The organism is Tenacibaculum sp. ZH5_bin.1, from assembly GCF_042865525.1.
Lineage (GTDB): Bacteria > Bacteroidota > Bacteroidia > Flavobacteriales > Flavobacteriaceae > Polaribacter > Polaribacter mesophilus.
Genome location: NZ_JBEGIO010000001.1, coordinates 756,955 through 772,431, shown reverse-complemented (window position 1 = coordinate 772,431; position 15,477 = coordinate 756,955). Strand labels below are relative to the sequence as shown.

At 31.3% G+C, this 15,477-nt stretch carries 12 protein-coding genes; 4 read left to right on the top strand and 8 right to left on the bottom strand.

Going from position 1 to position 15,477, the window contains the following annotated elements; genetic code table 11:
- The first annotated feature begins 61 nt into the window (after positions 1-61).
- The 4 genes from ABHQ57_RS03450 (at position 62) to ABHQ57_RS03435 (ending at position 5,016) form a co-directional block, all read left to right on the top strand.
- Positions 62-571, top strand: coding sequence for an RNA polymerase sigma factor (locus tag ABHQ57_RS03450; protein ID WP_167712850.1), 510 nt, complete (start codon positions 62-64; stop codon positions 569-571).
- A 49-nt stretch (positions 572-620) separates the two neighbouring features.
- The gene (locus ABHQ57_RS03445; protein ID WP_167712848.1) at positions 621-1,532 is read left to right on the top strand and encodes a FecR family protein; all 912 of its coding nucleotides are present in this window, start codon (positions 621-623) and stop codon (positions 1,530-1,532) included.
- A complete protein-coding gene (locus ABHQ57_RS03440; protein WP_167712846.1) occupies positions 1,522-4,050 on the top strand; it encodes a carboxypeptidase-like regulatory domain-containing protein in 2,529 nt (842 codons plus the stop codon). Before ABHQ57_RS03445 ends, ABHQ57_RS03440 begins: the two co-directional genes overlap by 11 nt.
- Positions 4,051-4,146: 96 nt before the next feature.
- Entirely contained in the window at positions 4,147-5,016 is an 870-nt protein-coding gene (locus ABHQ57_RS03435; RefSeq protein WP_073182200.1) for a cupin-like domain-containing protein, read from the top strand.
- Between the two features lie 502 nt (positions 5,017-5,518).
- On the opposite strand, the gene ABHQ57_RS03430 is transcribed toward ABHQ57_RS03435, so the two are convergent.
- The 8 genes from ABHQ57_RS03430 to ABHQ57_RS03395 all read right to left on the bottom strand — a co-directional run bounded on the left by ABHQ57_RS03430 (position 5,519) and on the right by ABHQ57_RS03395 (position 15,377).
- Positions 5,519-5,800 (bottom strand): twin-arginine translocase TatA/TatE family subunit, encoded by a 282-nt coding sequence (locus tag ABHQ57_RS03430; protein WP_047790677.1) that lies wholly within the window; start codon positions 5,798-5,800, stop codon positions 5,519-5,521.
- A gap of 102 nt (positions 5,801-5,902) precedes the next feature.
- Positions 5,903-6,196: a F0F1 ATP synthase subunit epsilon gene (locus ABHQ57_RS03425; RefSeq protein WP_047790678.1), complete on the bottom strand. Its 294-nt coding sequence runs from the start codon at positions 6,194-6,196 to the stop codon at positions 5,903-5,905.
- A gap of 43 nt (positions 6,197-6,239) precedes the next feature.
- Entirely contained in the window at positions 6,240-7,751 is a 1,512-nt protein-coding gene (gene atpD / locus ABHQ57_RS03420; RefSeq protein WP_047790679.1) for a F0F1 ATP synthase subunit beta, read from the bottom strand.
- A 170-nt stretch (positions 7,752-7,921) separates the two neighbouring features.
- Positions 7,922-9,277, bottom strand: a complete 1,356-nt coding sequence (locus ABHQ57_RS03415) for an OmpA family protein (RefSeq protein WP_047790680.1) — start codon at positions 9,275-9,277, stop codon at positions 7,922-7,924.
- 119 nt (positions 9,278-9,396) lie between these two features.
- Positions 9,397-10,590 (bottom strand): glycine C-acetyltransferase, encoded by a 1,194-nt coding sequence (kbl, locus tag ABHQ57_RS03410; protein WP_047790681.1) that lies wholly within the window; start codon positions 10,588-10,590, stop codon positions 9,397-9,399.
- Positions 10,591-10,636: 46 nt separating this feature from the next.
- A complete protein-coding gene (locus ABHQ57_RS03405) occupies positions 10,637-13,765 on the bottom strand; it encodes an exodeoxyribonuclease V subunit beta (RefSeq protein WP_167712844.1) in 3,129 nt (1,042 codons plus the stop codon).
- Positions 13,766-13,854: 89 nt separating this feature from the next.
- Positions 13,855-14,691 carry a ZIP family metal transporter gene (locus tag ABHQ57_RS03400; protein ID WP_073182202.1) on the bottom strand — a complete coding sequence of 279 codons (837 nt, stop codon included), beginning with the start codon at positions 14,689-14,691 and terminating at the stop codon, positions 13,855-13,857.
- 26 nt (positions 14,692-14,717) lie between these two features.
- Positions 14,718-15,377, bottom strand: coding sequence for a metal-dependent transcriptional regulator (locus ABHQ57_RS03395; RefSeq protein WP_167712842.1), 660 nt, complete (start codon positions 15,375-15,377; stop codon positions 14,718-14,720).
- Positions 15,378-15,477 lie beyond the last annotated feature (100 nt).

Here is a 15,477-nt window from a genome sequence, read left to right as displayed (position 1 = left end):
TCGTTTTACCCTACCTTTGTTTTCGATTTTTTTTCTATTTTAACTTTATAAAAGCATTCATATGACTAAAAAATCACTGTGTAATGAGGAAGACTTTAACGAGTTTTATAAGACTAATATTCAATTCGTTACCAACTTCTCATCTTATAAATCTAACGATAAAGATACTGCCCTAGATTTAATACAAGAAGCTTTTTTAAAAATGTGGGAAAAATGTTCAGAAATATCATATGAAAAGGCAAAATCGTACTTATTTACTAGTGTAAACAACCTTTTTTTAAACAAATTAAAGCATGAAAAAGTTGTTTTAAACTATGCTAAAAGCGCTCCGTATTTGGATATAAATAATCAAAGTCCGGAATATTTATTAGAAGAAGAAGAGTTTAAAAACAAACTAAAAAATGCTATTGAAAATTTAACAGAGGCTGAACGAGAGGTTTTTTTAATGAATAGAATAGACGGTAAAAAATATCGAGAAATTGCTGAGTTACTAAATATCTCGCAAAAAGCTGTTGAAAAAAGGATGTCTTCAGCATTAAAAAAATTGAGATCAAAAATAGAATTATTGTAAGGGTAGGGAAATTTACTTCTTTATTGTCTAAAAGTTAGTTAAGCACAAAATGAAAGATGAACAATACATATTAAAATGGTTAAACGGAGAAATCTCCGATGAAGAACTGTTTCTATTAAAACAAGATAAAAACTTTAAAAATCTTGAAAAAATAGCGCATTATTCTTCTCACATAGAAACTCCTAAAGTGGATATTGAAAAGGCTTTTAAAGAATTTGAATTGAAAAAAGCTACTACTAAAAAAAGTAAGGTTGTTCCATTAAACTACAAGAACTTTTATAAATATGCTGCCGCAGTTATTGTTTTACTAGTTTCTTCTTATTTCTTACTTTTCAATAATTCAGTAAACTTTAGTACGCAATATGCAGAAACAAAAACCTTTAACTTACCAGATGAATCTGAAGTGATTTTAAATGCAAATTCCACGGTATCTTTCAACAAAAAGGATTGGAAAAATAGTAGAGATATACAACTTAAGGGAGAAGCTTTTTTTAAAGTCAAAAAAGGAAAATCTTTTACCGTAAATACTTCTATTGGAAAAGTTACTGTTTTAGGAACCCAATTTAACGTTAAAGAAAGAAAGAATTATTTTGAAGTAAAAACTTACGAAGGTTTAGTTAGTGTAGACTATAACAACTCATTAATTAAATTAGCTAAGGGAAAAATATTTAAAGTTGTAAATGGTGAAATTGACACTTTAAATACTTTTAATATTAATAATAAATCTTGGTTACAAGATGAGTCTAATTTTAAAAGTACTCCTTTACAATTTGTATTAGACGACTTACAAAACCAATATGGTTATGTTATAAAAACTAAGGATGTTAATTTAGAACAGCTTTATACTGGTGGTTTTACCCATAAAGACATAAATGTAGCTTTGCAAGCAGTTACAATTCCTTTACAATTATCATATAAAATAGAAGAAAAAAGCATTACTATTTACAAGAATGGTCAATAAAAAAACTACTTTTTTATTTCTCTTCCTATTTTCCTTTGCTATCAAAGCACAGGACATTATTACCAAAAATTTACTGAAAGATGTCTTGGTTGAAATTGAAAAAAAACATCAGGTAACTTTTACGTATTCCGATAAGGATTTAGAAAGTGTATACATTGACAAACCTGATGATAGCTTATCATTATCTGAAACTATAAACTACTTAGAATCTGTTACTATCTTTAATTTTAAAATTTTAGATAATCGGTTTATTACTGTATCGTACTTAAAAAAGAAAATTCCTATTTGTGGAACAATAGTAAACAGTAATACACTTGAACCATTGGTTTTAGCTACCATCTTAGTTAATAATACTAGTAATGGAACTACATCTAATACTAACGGTGAATTCAACATCAACTCAGTTCCTGCAAATGCAAACATTACTATTTCTTACATTGGATACAAACCTATTATACTACCAGCCAAAGATTTATTCTCTCAAAACTTGTGTAAAGAAATATATCTAGAAAGTTTGTCAGAAGAGTTATCAGAAGTAATTATTCCTAACTTTTTAACTACTGGCCTCCAAAAGAACATCGATGGAGGTACCGTTTTAAAAACTAAAAATTTCGGAATTCTTCCAGGGTTAATAGAACCAGACATTTTAAAAACGATTAAAGTACTTCCTGGTGTAGAAAGTGTGAATGAAAGTGTATCGAACATTAATGTGCGAGGCGGAACAAACGATCAAAACTTAATGCTTTGGGATGGAATTAAGATGTACCACACGAGTCATTTTTTTGGTTTAATTTCTGCATATAATCCATATTTAACAGAAAAAGCTACAGTGACCAAAAATGGTACTAGTACAAAGTTTAGCGATGGTGTTTCCAGTACCGTCAACATGCAAACCAACAACAAAATTACTGACACATTCTCTGGAGGTGCTGGTTTTAATTTGCTAAGTGCAGACGCTTTTTTACAGGCTCCTATAACTAAAAAACTCGAAATTCATGCTTCAGCAAGGAGATCTTATACCGATTTTTTTGATACCCCAACCTACGACAAATATTTTAGTAGAAGCTTTCAAGAAAACTCTATAGCTTCCAATAAAGAAAGTGAAGCCTCTACTGATTTCTACTTCTATGATTACTCTTTTAAAGTGTTATATGACATCAATAAAAATCATTCATTAAGAGCTAATTTAATAAGTATAAAAAACAACTTAGAATACACAGAAGAATATACAAACAATGGTTCAACAGTAGAAGAAAACAGTAATTTAAAACAAGAGAATCTTGGAGCTAATATTAGTTGGAATGCCAATTGGTCGCCCAAATTTTCTACAGAACTCTCTACTTTTATTTCTGATTATACAATAAATTCATCAGACTTTAACAGAGAAACTGATCAATTTCAAACTCAATTTAACAAGGTTTTAGAGTCTGAAATTAGGCTTATTACTAATCATCATTTTTCAGATGTTTTTCAACTTACAAACGGTGCTGTTTTTAATGAAATAGGTGTTTCTAACAAAACAACAGTTAATGCTCCTACATTTTCTAAATCTGTAAAAGAAGTTTTACTTAAATCTGCTCTTTTTTCTGAGGTAGTTTATCGTAAGAATAACACTTATGCTAGAGTAGGTTTTCGTGCTAATTATTTTCACGATTTTAATAAACTTATCATAGAACCAAGGATTAACTTAAGACAACAACTTTATAATAGTCTATTTTTAAAATTAAAAGGAGAGTTTAAAAATCAAACAACTGCACAGAAGATAGATTTTCAAGACAACTTTTTAGGTATAGAAAAAAGAAGATGGATTTTGGCTGACAATGATAAAACGCCTATTATTAAAAGTAAACAAGTATCTTTTGGAGCAGAGTATTCAAAAAATAACTTACAAATAGATCTTACTGGTTTTTATAAATTTGTTGATGGTATAACTGTTGCCAATCAAGGTTTTTATAACAATGTTCAAACACTAAATTCTATAGGAAACTATAAGGTAAAAGGTATTGAATTTTTAATTAATAAAAGAACTAAAAAACTTAGTAGTTGGTTAAGCTACTCCTTTACGGAAAATAATTATACATTTGAAACTTTTACTCCTGATACTTTTCCTAGTAGTTTAGATATCACACACTCTTTTAGTAGTGCCATTAACTATAACATTACCAATAATTTTAAGCTCTCTTTAGGTGCTATTCTACGTTCGGGAACCCCATACACAAAACCTGTAAAAGACAATGAAACCATTCAAGACGGTAATAGAGTTATTGTAAATTATGATACTCCAAATAAAGAAAGGCATTCTAATTTCTTCAGAATTAATGCTTCTGGAAGCTATAACTTTAATTTCACAAAAAATCTAAAATCAACTATAAGAGTTGGTTTCACTAATATTAGCAACAGAAAAAATATAATAAACACCTATTATATTGTTGATGAAAATAATACAGATAATGTAAAAGAAATAAATACGTATTCTTTACCATTCACCCCCAACCTTAGCTTTAGAATTAACTTCTAAGATTATTAATTATAAACTTCATTTAATTTTTAACATTATTCACTTCAAAAAACATCGTAACATTTTCTTAACTTTGCTCCTCTAAAAATTGAATGTATGGGATTACAGTTGCAACAAATAGACAGAGTAGAAACCATTACTAAAGAAGACTTTATTAAAAATTACTTCAAGCCTCAAAAACCTGTGGTTATTGAGCGTTTTATTGAAGATTGGCCAGCTTATAATAAATGGTCTTTAGATTATATGAAGCAGATAGCAGGAGATAAGACTGTTCCGTTATATGATGACAGGCCTGTAGATTATAAAGATGGTTTTAATGAACCTCACGCAACAATGAAAATGAGTGAATATGTAGATTTACTAAAACGCGAACCTACTAAGTTTAGAATTTTCTTATGGAATATTTTAAAGGAAGTACCTCAGTTACAAAAAGATTTTACCTTTCCTGATTTTGGTTTACGTTTAATGAAAGGCTTACCAATGCTGTTTTTTGGTGGGCGTGATTCGTATACATTCATGCATTATGATATTGATTTAGCCAATATCTTTCACTTTCATTTTGAAGGAAAAAAGAAATGTATTTTGTTTGATCAAAAGCAAAATAAATTCCTGTATAAGATTCCTCACTCATTAATAACCCGTGAAGATATTGATTTTAACGAACCAGATTTTGAAAAATGGCCTGCGCTTAAAAATGCCAAAGGACATGTTGCTGAACTTGAGCACGGGAACGTTTTGTATATGCCTGAAGGATATTGGCATTATATGCGTTATGTAACACCTGGTTTTTCAATGAGTTTACGTGCTATTGCTCGTAATCCTAAAAACTTAGGAAAAGCTATTTATAATGTTTTTGTTATGCGTACTATAGATAATATTATGCGCCGTATTAAAGGACAGAAATGGATTGATTGGAAAAATGAGCAAGCTATAATTAGAACAAATAAAGCTAATAAGATTGTATAAATCTCTTATAAACTATGTAAACTTTTACAAGCGTTTATCTATATATATCAATTTAGTTTTACAAAAAATTTATTGAAGAGTTATTTCTACAGCTTAAATACTCTAAAAATGATATTTTTAGTAAAAATCATAAAACTTACTTAAAAAAATAGAAACATAGACATCAAGAGGCCTTAATAGCTTCACTACATCTTTTTATACTTACTCGTATTTAAATAGTTCCAAATTGAATGTTATTGTGTTTTTTATTGTATTGGATGTTATTTGGTTAAACACACCTTGATATTTTGTCATCCCAAAACTTAATTAAAAAAACTTAAAGAGAGCCTTAAAGGAATAAGCTCTCATTTTTCACAAATAATGTAGTAATAAGAAAATCTAAGCTGTTAATAAAACACTAAAAACAATGTTTAACGTATTATACGCTGTGGAACTAAACTAAGTAAGTTAACTAACCATTATGCCTATTTAAATAACCCTTTAAAAGGGCTATAAAGCAGTTTTAACGACTTCTTTTTATTGGCCCTGTAAAATCGTCAATATTATCTTTTACTTCGTTTACTTCTCTATTTATATCTTTAACAAAGTCTGTATCTATACCTTGTTTTTTGGCACTGTCATTAATCTCTCTTTTTATATCATTCGTAGCGTCTTTAATTTGACGCATACCCTTTCCTAACCCTCTGGCTATTTCAGGAATTTTATCTGCACCAAATAACATAACCACTATTAATAAGATTACAAAAATCTCAGGTCCACCAATAAATAAAAATATTCCATTCATTACTGCAAAGATAATTAATTTAAGCTTCTTATATTTTTTTGAATTAAAAAAAAGCAACCAAAACTTGGTTGCTTTTAATTGTATAATGATAAAAGTATTTTTTTAGTCTGCTAAAATAATTACTTTATTATCTTTCATTTCAATAGTACCAGATTTTATTTTCATAATTAAAATCTTATCATCTTCTGGTAGTCTTTCTATGCTTCCATGTAAATCATCAAAAACTAGGTGCTCTTGAGTATGGACGTGCACTTTAATTTTACCTTGACTTAAAATAGATACTACTGGTGCGTGGTTATCTAATATTTGGAACTCTCCATTTATACCCGGAACTGCTACAGAATCAACTTCTGATGAAAATAAGATAGCTTCTGGTGTTACAATTTCTAAATACATATTTTAATGCTTTAGGCTTTAAGCTTTTGCTTAAAGTAATTAATTATGCTTCTGCTAACATTTTTTCTCCAGCATCAATTGCTTCTTGAATTGATCCTTTTAAGTTGAATGCTGCTTCAGGATATTTATCTAATTCACCATCCATAATCATGTTGAATCCCTTAATAGTGTCTTTAATATCTACTAATACACCTGGAATTCCTGTGAATTGCTCAGCTACGTGGAATGGTTGAGATAAGAAACGTTGTACACGACGTGCTCTATGAACTACCAACTTATCTTCTTCAGATAATTCTTCCATACCTAAGATTGCAATAATATCTTGTAATTCTTTATAACGTTGTAGTATTTCTTTTACTCTTTGTGCACAGTTATAGTGCTCATCTCCTAAAACATCAGCAGTTAAAATTCTTGATGTAGAATCTAATGGGTCTACCGCTGGATAAATACCTAACTCAGCAATTTTACGAGATAATACTGTAGTAGCATCTAAGTGAGCAAACGTTGTTGCTGGTGCTGGATCCGTTAAATCATCCGCAGGTACATAAACCGCTTGTACAGATGTAATAGATCCTTTCTTAGTAGAAGTAATACGCTCTTGCATTGCTCCCATCTCTGTTGCTAATGTTGGTTGATATCCTACCGCTGATGGCATACGTCCTAATAAAGCCGACACCTCTGAACCTGCTTGTGTAAAACGGAAAATATTATCTACGAAAAATAATACATCTTTCCCTTGTGCTTCACCAGCTCCGTCACGGAAATACTCAGCAATTGTTAATCCAGATAAAGCTACACGAGCACGTGCTCCTGGTGGCTCATTCATCTGACCGAATACGAAAGTTGCTTTAGAATCTCTCATTCCTGGTTTATCAACTTTAGATAAATCCCATCCTCCATCTTCCATAGAGTGCATAAAATCATCACCATATTTGATAATTCCAGACTCTAACATTTCACGTAATAAATCATTACCTTCACGAGTTCTTTCACCTACACCTGCAAATACAGATAAACCTCCGTGTCCTTTTGCAATATTGTTAATTAACTCCTGAATTAAAACTGTTTTTCCTACTCCTGCTCCTCCAAACAATCCAATTTTACCTCCTTTTGCATAAGGTTCAATTAAATCAATTACTTTAATCCCTGTAAATAGTACTTCGGTAGAAGTTGATAATTCTTCAAATTTTGGTGCTTGACGGTGAATCGGTAAACCAGCTTCACCTTCTTTAGGTAAATCTCCTAATCCATCAATTGCATCTCCTGTTACATTAAATAAACGACCGTAGATATCATTACCTATTGGCATTTGAATTGGGTTACCTGTAGCAATTACTTCTTGCCCCCTTTGTAAACCATCAGTTGCATCCATAGAAATGGTACGAACTGTATCTTCACCAATGTGTTGTTGAACTTCTAAAACTAAAGTTGAACCGTCTGCTTTTTTAATTTCTAACGAGTCATAGATCTTTGGTAATTCAGCATTTTCTGTATTAAACTCAACATCGATTACTGGACCAATAATTTGAGAAACTTTACCTGTTATTGTAGACATTACTATATGTAATTAAAGTTATTTTATTTACTATATGAGTTTTAACTCATTTTTTCAAGGTGCAAAGGTAATTTTTTTAGTGGAATTTAAAAAACCTTTCGTAAGTATTTTTACATAAAAAAAAGCCTCACAAATGTGAGGCTTTTATTGATATTGTGATTGTAATTAAATTACTTTACTAATTTAATCTCAACACGTCTGTTTTCAGCTCTACCAGCTCTTGTTTTGTTATCAGCGATTGGATAATCTTCACCAAAACCTGCAGAAGTTAATCTTTTTGAATCAATTCCACCTTTAGTGATTAAGTAATCTAAAACAGCCTTAGCTCTTTTTTCTGATAATCTTTGGTTTAACTTGTTTGACCCTGAACTATCAGTGTGACCTTGAATGCTAAAGTTAGCTTTTGGGTACTCCTTCATAATTCCTGCGATTAAATCTAATTTACCAGTAGTACCAGTTCTAAAAGAAGTTTTTCCTGAATTAAAATAGATAGCTCTTGCAAACTCGTTTAATTTCTTAACAGCTTCTTCCTTAATTACTACTTCAGGACATCCGTTGTTAGATGCTACACCTGCTTCATTTGGACATTTATCGTCTTTGTCTAATACTCCGTCTCCATCAGTATCTGGCCAAGGACAACCATTGTTTGCAGCTGGACCAGCAGTGTTTGGACACTTATCTTTTCCGTCTACAACACCGTCTCCATCAGCATCTGGACATCCGTTGTTAGCTTTAGTTCCTTTTTCAGTTGGACAAGCATCATCTTTATCAGCGATACCATCTCCATCAGCATCAGGACAACCATTTAAAGCAGCTAAACCAGCAACTTCTGGACATGCATCGTCAGAATCTTTAATTCCGTCTCCGTCAGTATCAGGACACCCGTTGAATTCTTTTAATCCAGCAACTTCTGGACATGCATCATCCTTGTCATATACACCATCTCCGTCAGTATCTTTTCCTCCGAATTTAAATACTAAACCAATAGAGTGTTGGAAGTGATCTTGCACCTTATCAGCAAATTCTTTTTTCCCTCCAGATTGGAAGTTTAACCCTAAGTTATCGTTAAACCAAGTATTAAATCCTAAACCAGCATTTAACATTCCTTCTCCTTCGTCAGCTAAAGAAGTATAACCTCCACCAACATATACATAAGGATCAAACCATCCTGTTTCACCGAATAAGTTGTTTAAGTCATACTTTACGTTAGCATCGATAGCCCAGTAAAGCTCATCCATATCATCCTCCTCACGGAAAGTTTCAATTTTATTTAATGATCCTGCTAATTGTAATGTAAAACCATCGTTTAAGTATCTATCAACAGTTACTCTTGAAATTGATGGTAAGATATTCCAGTCACTAGTACCGATGTAATCTTTAGCATAATCTCCAAATTTCGTAGGAATCCTAACGTCTACTGCGTTAACTCCGAAACCAACCGCCCAAGGGTTGTCTGAATCCTGTGCGCTAACGTTTACAGCAGCAAACGCAAATAAAGCCATCACAGCTAATTTTAATTGTTTCATTATTAAAAATTTAAATTAAAAGTTCGTTTATATATTACGCAAATGTAAGTTGTTCAAACTTATTTACAAAAACAAATCTACAAAAACTTACAATAAATACAAGTTTTTAAAGGACTAATTTATATCACTTTCAGCTCTTTCCCAACCTTTACAAATGCTTTTATAGCCTTGTCTAGATGGTCTTTGTCATGAGCTGCAGACAACTGTACTCTAATTCTTGCTTGTTCTTTTGGAACTACTGGATAAAAGAAGCCAATGACATAAATGCCTTCTTCTAACAACCTATTTGCCATTACTTGTGATAATTTAGCATCGTACAACATAACTGGAACAATTGCAGCATCAGCTCCTACTAAATCAAACCCTGCTTTTTCCATTTCAGTACGGAAATAGTTAGTATTCCATTCTAGTTTATCACGCAATGTAGTATCATTAGCTAATAAATCAAATACTTTTAAAGATGCTCCTACAATAGCAGGTGCTAATGAGTTTGAAAATAAATATGGACGTGAACGTTGGCGTAAAATTTCTATAATTTCTTTCTTTCCTGTGGTATATCCTCCCATAGCTCCACCAAGTGCTTTCCCTAAGGTTCCTGTAACAATATCAACACGATCCATTACATTTTTTAACTCTACAGTTCCTCTACCTGTTTTTCCAATAAACCCAGCTGCATGACATTCATCTACCATTACCATAGCATCGTACTTATCTGCTAAATCACAAATTTCATCTAACTTCGCTACGATTCCGTCCATAGAAAAAACTCCATCAGTTACAATAATTTTAAAACGATGTCCTTGCTTATTTGCCTCAATTAATTGCTCTTCTAATGATGCCATATCGTTATTATCATAACGATAACGTGCTGCCTTACACAAACGCACTCCATCAATAATAGATGCATGGTTTAAACTATCAGAAATAATAGCATCTTCTTTGGTTAATAATGGCTCGAAAACACCTCCATTGGCATCAAAAGCTGCTGCATATAAAATAGTGTCCTCAGTAGTATAAAAATCAGCAATCTTTTTTTCTAGTCGCTTGTGAATATCTTGCGTTCCACAAATAAAACGTACGGATGACATTCCAAAACCATGCGTATCCATTGTGTCTTTTGCTGCTTGAATTACTTCTGGATGATTTGATAACCCTAAGTAGTTATTAGCACAAAAGTTAATCACTTCTTCTCCTGTAGATATTTTTATCACTGCGTCTTGTGATGAAGTAATAATTCGTTCTGACTTATATAATCCAGCATCTTTTATATCCTGAATTTCTTGTTGTAATTGTTCTTTTATTTTTCCGTACATAATTTATGTTTGAAAGTTGTTTGCTATAATGGGTCAAAGTTAGTTGTTAAACTTCTTCAACCAAAATTTCTTCGTCAATATATACAAGTAGTTTTTTCAACACCTTAAAATTCAATGCTTGTAATACTCTTCCATATCGCAATAATTGCTGATGATATGCTTTAGAGGGCTTCCCTGTTTTGTAATCTATAATCACGACTTCGTCTTTCGAATAAAAAACTAACCTATCTGGAATTACTATTTGCCCATCAATATCTACAATTTCTCTCTCATTAAACACTACAACTTCTTCAGAAAAATATTCTTTTAACTCAGAGTGATTTGCTATTTGTTGTATATTTTTTATTACTTCAGATGATTTTTCTCGTGGCAATACTCCTTGCTGTTCATAACGATAAACCACTTTCTCAACATCTTCTTTCGTCTTTATTTCTGCCATCATTTCATGAACCAAATTACCAAACTCAATAGCTTTTCCTTGTTCTGTATCCCATAATTTTGATGCACTTGCCAGCATATGTATATTATGTTCTTTCCAAGGTGTAGATATAAAGCACTCTTGTATTTGAACTCCTGATGCTTTCTCTTTTAAAATACTTACCCTTTCTTTATTTCCAAAGGAATACTCCAAAACTTCATCATTCCATTCACCTACCTTTTTTAAGTAGTTAATAAATACTCCCGAGTAAAAATTCGTATTTTCTTCTCCTTTGGATGAAATTTTATTTTCTGTTACAATATATAATTGCTCAACAGCCCTAGTGAGTGCTACATATAATAAATTGAAATTATCTAATTCCAGCTCTTCTCTTTGTTGTTCATAAATCTCAAAACCTCTATCATTCACATAATTCAACTCTTTATTAAAAGGAACGAGTAATTCTTTAAACTTGTCGTAATTCTCTGGTAATTCATTTAACCAAACCTTAGGATTTACTTGTCGGTAAATGTCCAAATCGTATGGAAAAATAACTACTGGAAATTCTAAACCTTTTGATTTATGAATTGTCATAACCTGTACCGCATTTCCACTCTCAGGAGCTACAATGCTCAGCTTATCTTTTTTTTCCGACCAATAATCTAAAAATTCTTGAATACTTGTTCCTTTTCGTTGTTGTTCTAAAACCACATCTAAAAAGAATTGCACATAGGCATCTGATGAAGCTATTAGCTGAAAACTTCTAATAATTTCCTCTATTTTCTCGTAAAAAGGTAACTGATGAAATGTAGATAAATCAAAAGATGTTCCATATTCTTTTAACTCTAAAAAGAGTTTTTCATTTGGTTGATGTATTAAACTATCGATAAACAAGTGCTTATCTTTAGCTACTTTTAAATGTTCTTGCAAAAAATAAAGCATTTCCAGACAGGTTTCCTTATCATTTGGATGCTGAATTACTTGCAAAACATTTACTATAAAATTGACTTTAGAACTATTTTCTAACAGTAATGTTTCCGAGGAAACTATATCAATTCCGTTTTCAGATAAGTAATTTGCTACTGCAATTCCATCTTTCTTTTTACGAACTAAAATACAAATCTCATTCAGCGTAAAGTCAGCTTCTAAATTTTTAACAAGCTCTAAAACTTTCTTTGGATACTTAATTCCTTCCTCTTCTTTATTTTCTTCTTTCCTTAAAAAAGAAAGCGAGACATATCCCCCTTTTTTAGCAGTTGTTAATTGTTTATTTCCTTCAATAAATAATTGTTTATATGATTCGTTTTGAAGAAAATTTGCTGTATGTTGAAAGAACTGATTATTAAAATTAATCACCTCAGCATAACTTCTAAAATTAGTTTCTAAAGTCCTTACTTCTTTAGAAATTTGAAACGGATTATCTTTTTCTGAACCCAATCCTATAAATTGTTCTGATTTACCTCCACGCCAACGATAAATTGCTTGTTTTCCATCACCTACCAACAACAAATTACTATTTTCTTGTGCTAGCGCATTATCTATTAACGGTATTAAATTTTGCCATTGTAAGGTTGATGTATCTTGCATTTCATCAATAAAATAATGCATAAATCGTTGCCCGATTCGCTCGTAAATAAACGGAGCAGGTTGGTCTTTGATGTTTTCTGAAATTAAATGATTGAATTCTGCATTCAATCTTAAATTATTTTCTTCTTTTAAGTGTGTTAATTCTTGATTGATATTGTTTAAAACTGCTAATGGAATAATACTTTTCAACGCTAGCTTATTCATTGAAAACTGTTGATATAATTGTTCCGATTCTGCATACAGCTTTAGTAATTCTGGTAAAATTCCTTCAATAGCAGATTTTATATCCTCTGATTTTGATTTTGAATAAAAGTTACCCTCCTCAATTCGTTCCCTTAATTTACTTTGATCAAAAAACTTTGCTTTTTCAGGATTTTTAGACAGTGCTACAAAATGATTTGGCAACATTGATCGGTAAAAATCTTTATGATCTAGCTGTACTGATTGAATAGCTTGCAAAGCTTCTTCTCCAATTTCTTTCCAACGTTTTTTTATTTGCGTTTGATGTTTTGACAACTTTGTTTTTAGATTAGTAAAATCGGCAAGTTCGTTATCAGCTAGGTTTTTAAAATGCTTGGTATCATCTTCATTCAACAAAATTTTAGCAAACTCATTTAATTCACGAGAGATATCCCATGATTTATCATCATCTGCTTTATCTAGAGAAAAATCAATAAGTAATTTAGTCAACGCTTCATCACTTCCTATTTTTGAAATCAGTACATCTACTGCTTCATTTAGCAAAGAAACAGCATCCATTTCTACTTCAAAATTGAGTGGCAACCCTAAATCATAAGCAAAACTTTTAATTATTTTATGGGTAAAACTATCAATCGTAGTAATTGAAAAAGCAGAATAATTTCGAAGAATTTCATTTAATATTTTTTTACTTCGGTCTTTTACGACACTTCTATCAAGTAATGTTTCTTCTAAAATAATCTCAAGTAAATCATTTGCTTCTCCTTCTGCAAAAGCTTGTAAGTTATCTAATACACGCTCTTTCATTTCACCAGCCGCCTTGTTAGTAAACGTAATTGCCAATATTTTTTGAAAGCGAAAAATATCTTCAGATTGCAACAAAACTTTTAGATACTCTTTAACTAATGTAAAAGTTTTACCACTACCAGCAGAAGCATTGTATACTTGAAAAGTTGACGGGTTTTCTAACAAAGTAAAATATAATTAGGTAGGCAATTTAACCAAAAAAAGATTCCCGCTTTTGCGGGAATTGTACTTTTATGTTTCATACGAGGGTTTTTCTATCCTAAACCAACATCTAACGACATCATTACTATAAACCCACCAATAAAACCTAAGGTAGCAATATCAGTATATTTATCTCGTTGGGTTTCAGGAATTACTTCTTCAACTACTACAAAAATCATCGCTCCTGCAGCAAATGCTAAAGCATAAGGTAAAATTGGCGTAAAAAAAGATACCGCTACTGCACCTAGAACTGCTGCCATAGGCTCAACGATAGCTGATAATTGTCCGTACCAAAAACTTTTAAAACGACTTACGCCTTGTCTTCTTAATGGCATTGCAACTGCAAATCCTTCTGGGAAATTTTGAATTCCAATACCAATAGCTAGCGAAATAGCAGCAATTATCATTTCGGTTTGCTCTACCCCAACCATTGTTGAAGCTGCTCCAAACAACACTCCTACTGCCAAACCTTCTGGAATATTATGTAAGGTAATTGCCAAAACCAACAAAGTTGTTTTATGCCAATTTGTTTTAACTCCTTCAACTTCGTCTTCTTTAAAATTAATATGCAAATGTGGCAACCATTTATCCATTCCAAAAAGCGCCAAAGCCCCCAAAGCAAACCCTATTGCCGAAGGAAGTACTTTTACAAATCCTTCACCCGGACTGTTATCAATTGCAGGTGATAGCAAACTCCAAAAACTTGCTGCCACCATTACTCCTCCTGTAAAACCAAGCATTCCATCTAAAACAGCTCTATTCATTTTTTTAAAAAAGAATACTAAACTTGCTCCTAAAGCAGTTAAGCCCCAAGTAAATAACGAGGCATACAATGCTGCTTGAATTGGGTGTTCTTTACCAAAACTTACTAGTTGATTAAATAAATCCATTTATAAAATTATTTCTTATTATTTGCTTAACGTGGTTTTTGAATATATAGATTGCTTGCTATTTTATTAGATACTGTAAGAGTTTTCCCGTCCATTTCTATGACTAAAGAACCATCAAAAGGCTCTTTTTCTACCACTTTTATTTGTTTCCCTAATGCTATTTCTTGCTTATCTAAAAATCGTAAAAACTCTGAAGAACTATCATCAACACCAACGCAAACACCTATTTCATTTTTCTTTAAAGTAGACAACAAACTTTTTTCTATTATTTTCAAGTTTCCTTCTTTGTCTGGAATAGGGTCTCCATGCGGGTCTCTTTTTGGATAATCTAAAAAAGCATCTAATTCGTTAATTAGTTTTGGGGATTTAATATGCTCTAACTGTTCTGCTACTTCATGCACTTCATCCCAAGAAAAATTAAGCTTATCTACCAAGAAAACTTCCCATAACCTATGTTTACGAACAATATTTGCTGCTATTTTCTTTCCAAAATCAGTTAATGTTACTCCTTGGTATTTTTTATAGCTAACTACGTTTTTTTCTGATAATTTTTTAACCATATCAGTTACTGAAGATGCTTTTGTATCTAACTTCTTTGCAATCGCATTCGTGCTAATTCCTTTTTTGTAATCAGCAGCTAAATGATACATTGTTTTTATATAGTTTTCTTCAGATTGACTAAACATTATATTTTTTTTAGGTATGCAAATATATAGTTTTTGATTTAATTAAACATATTTTTAGTCAAGACTAAAAATTAATTTATATTTGCAAAAATATTTAATT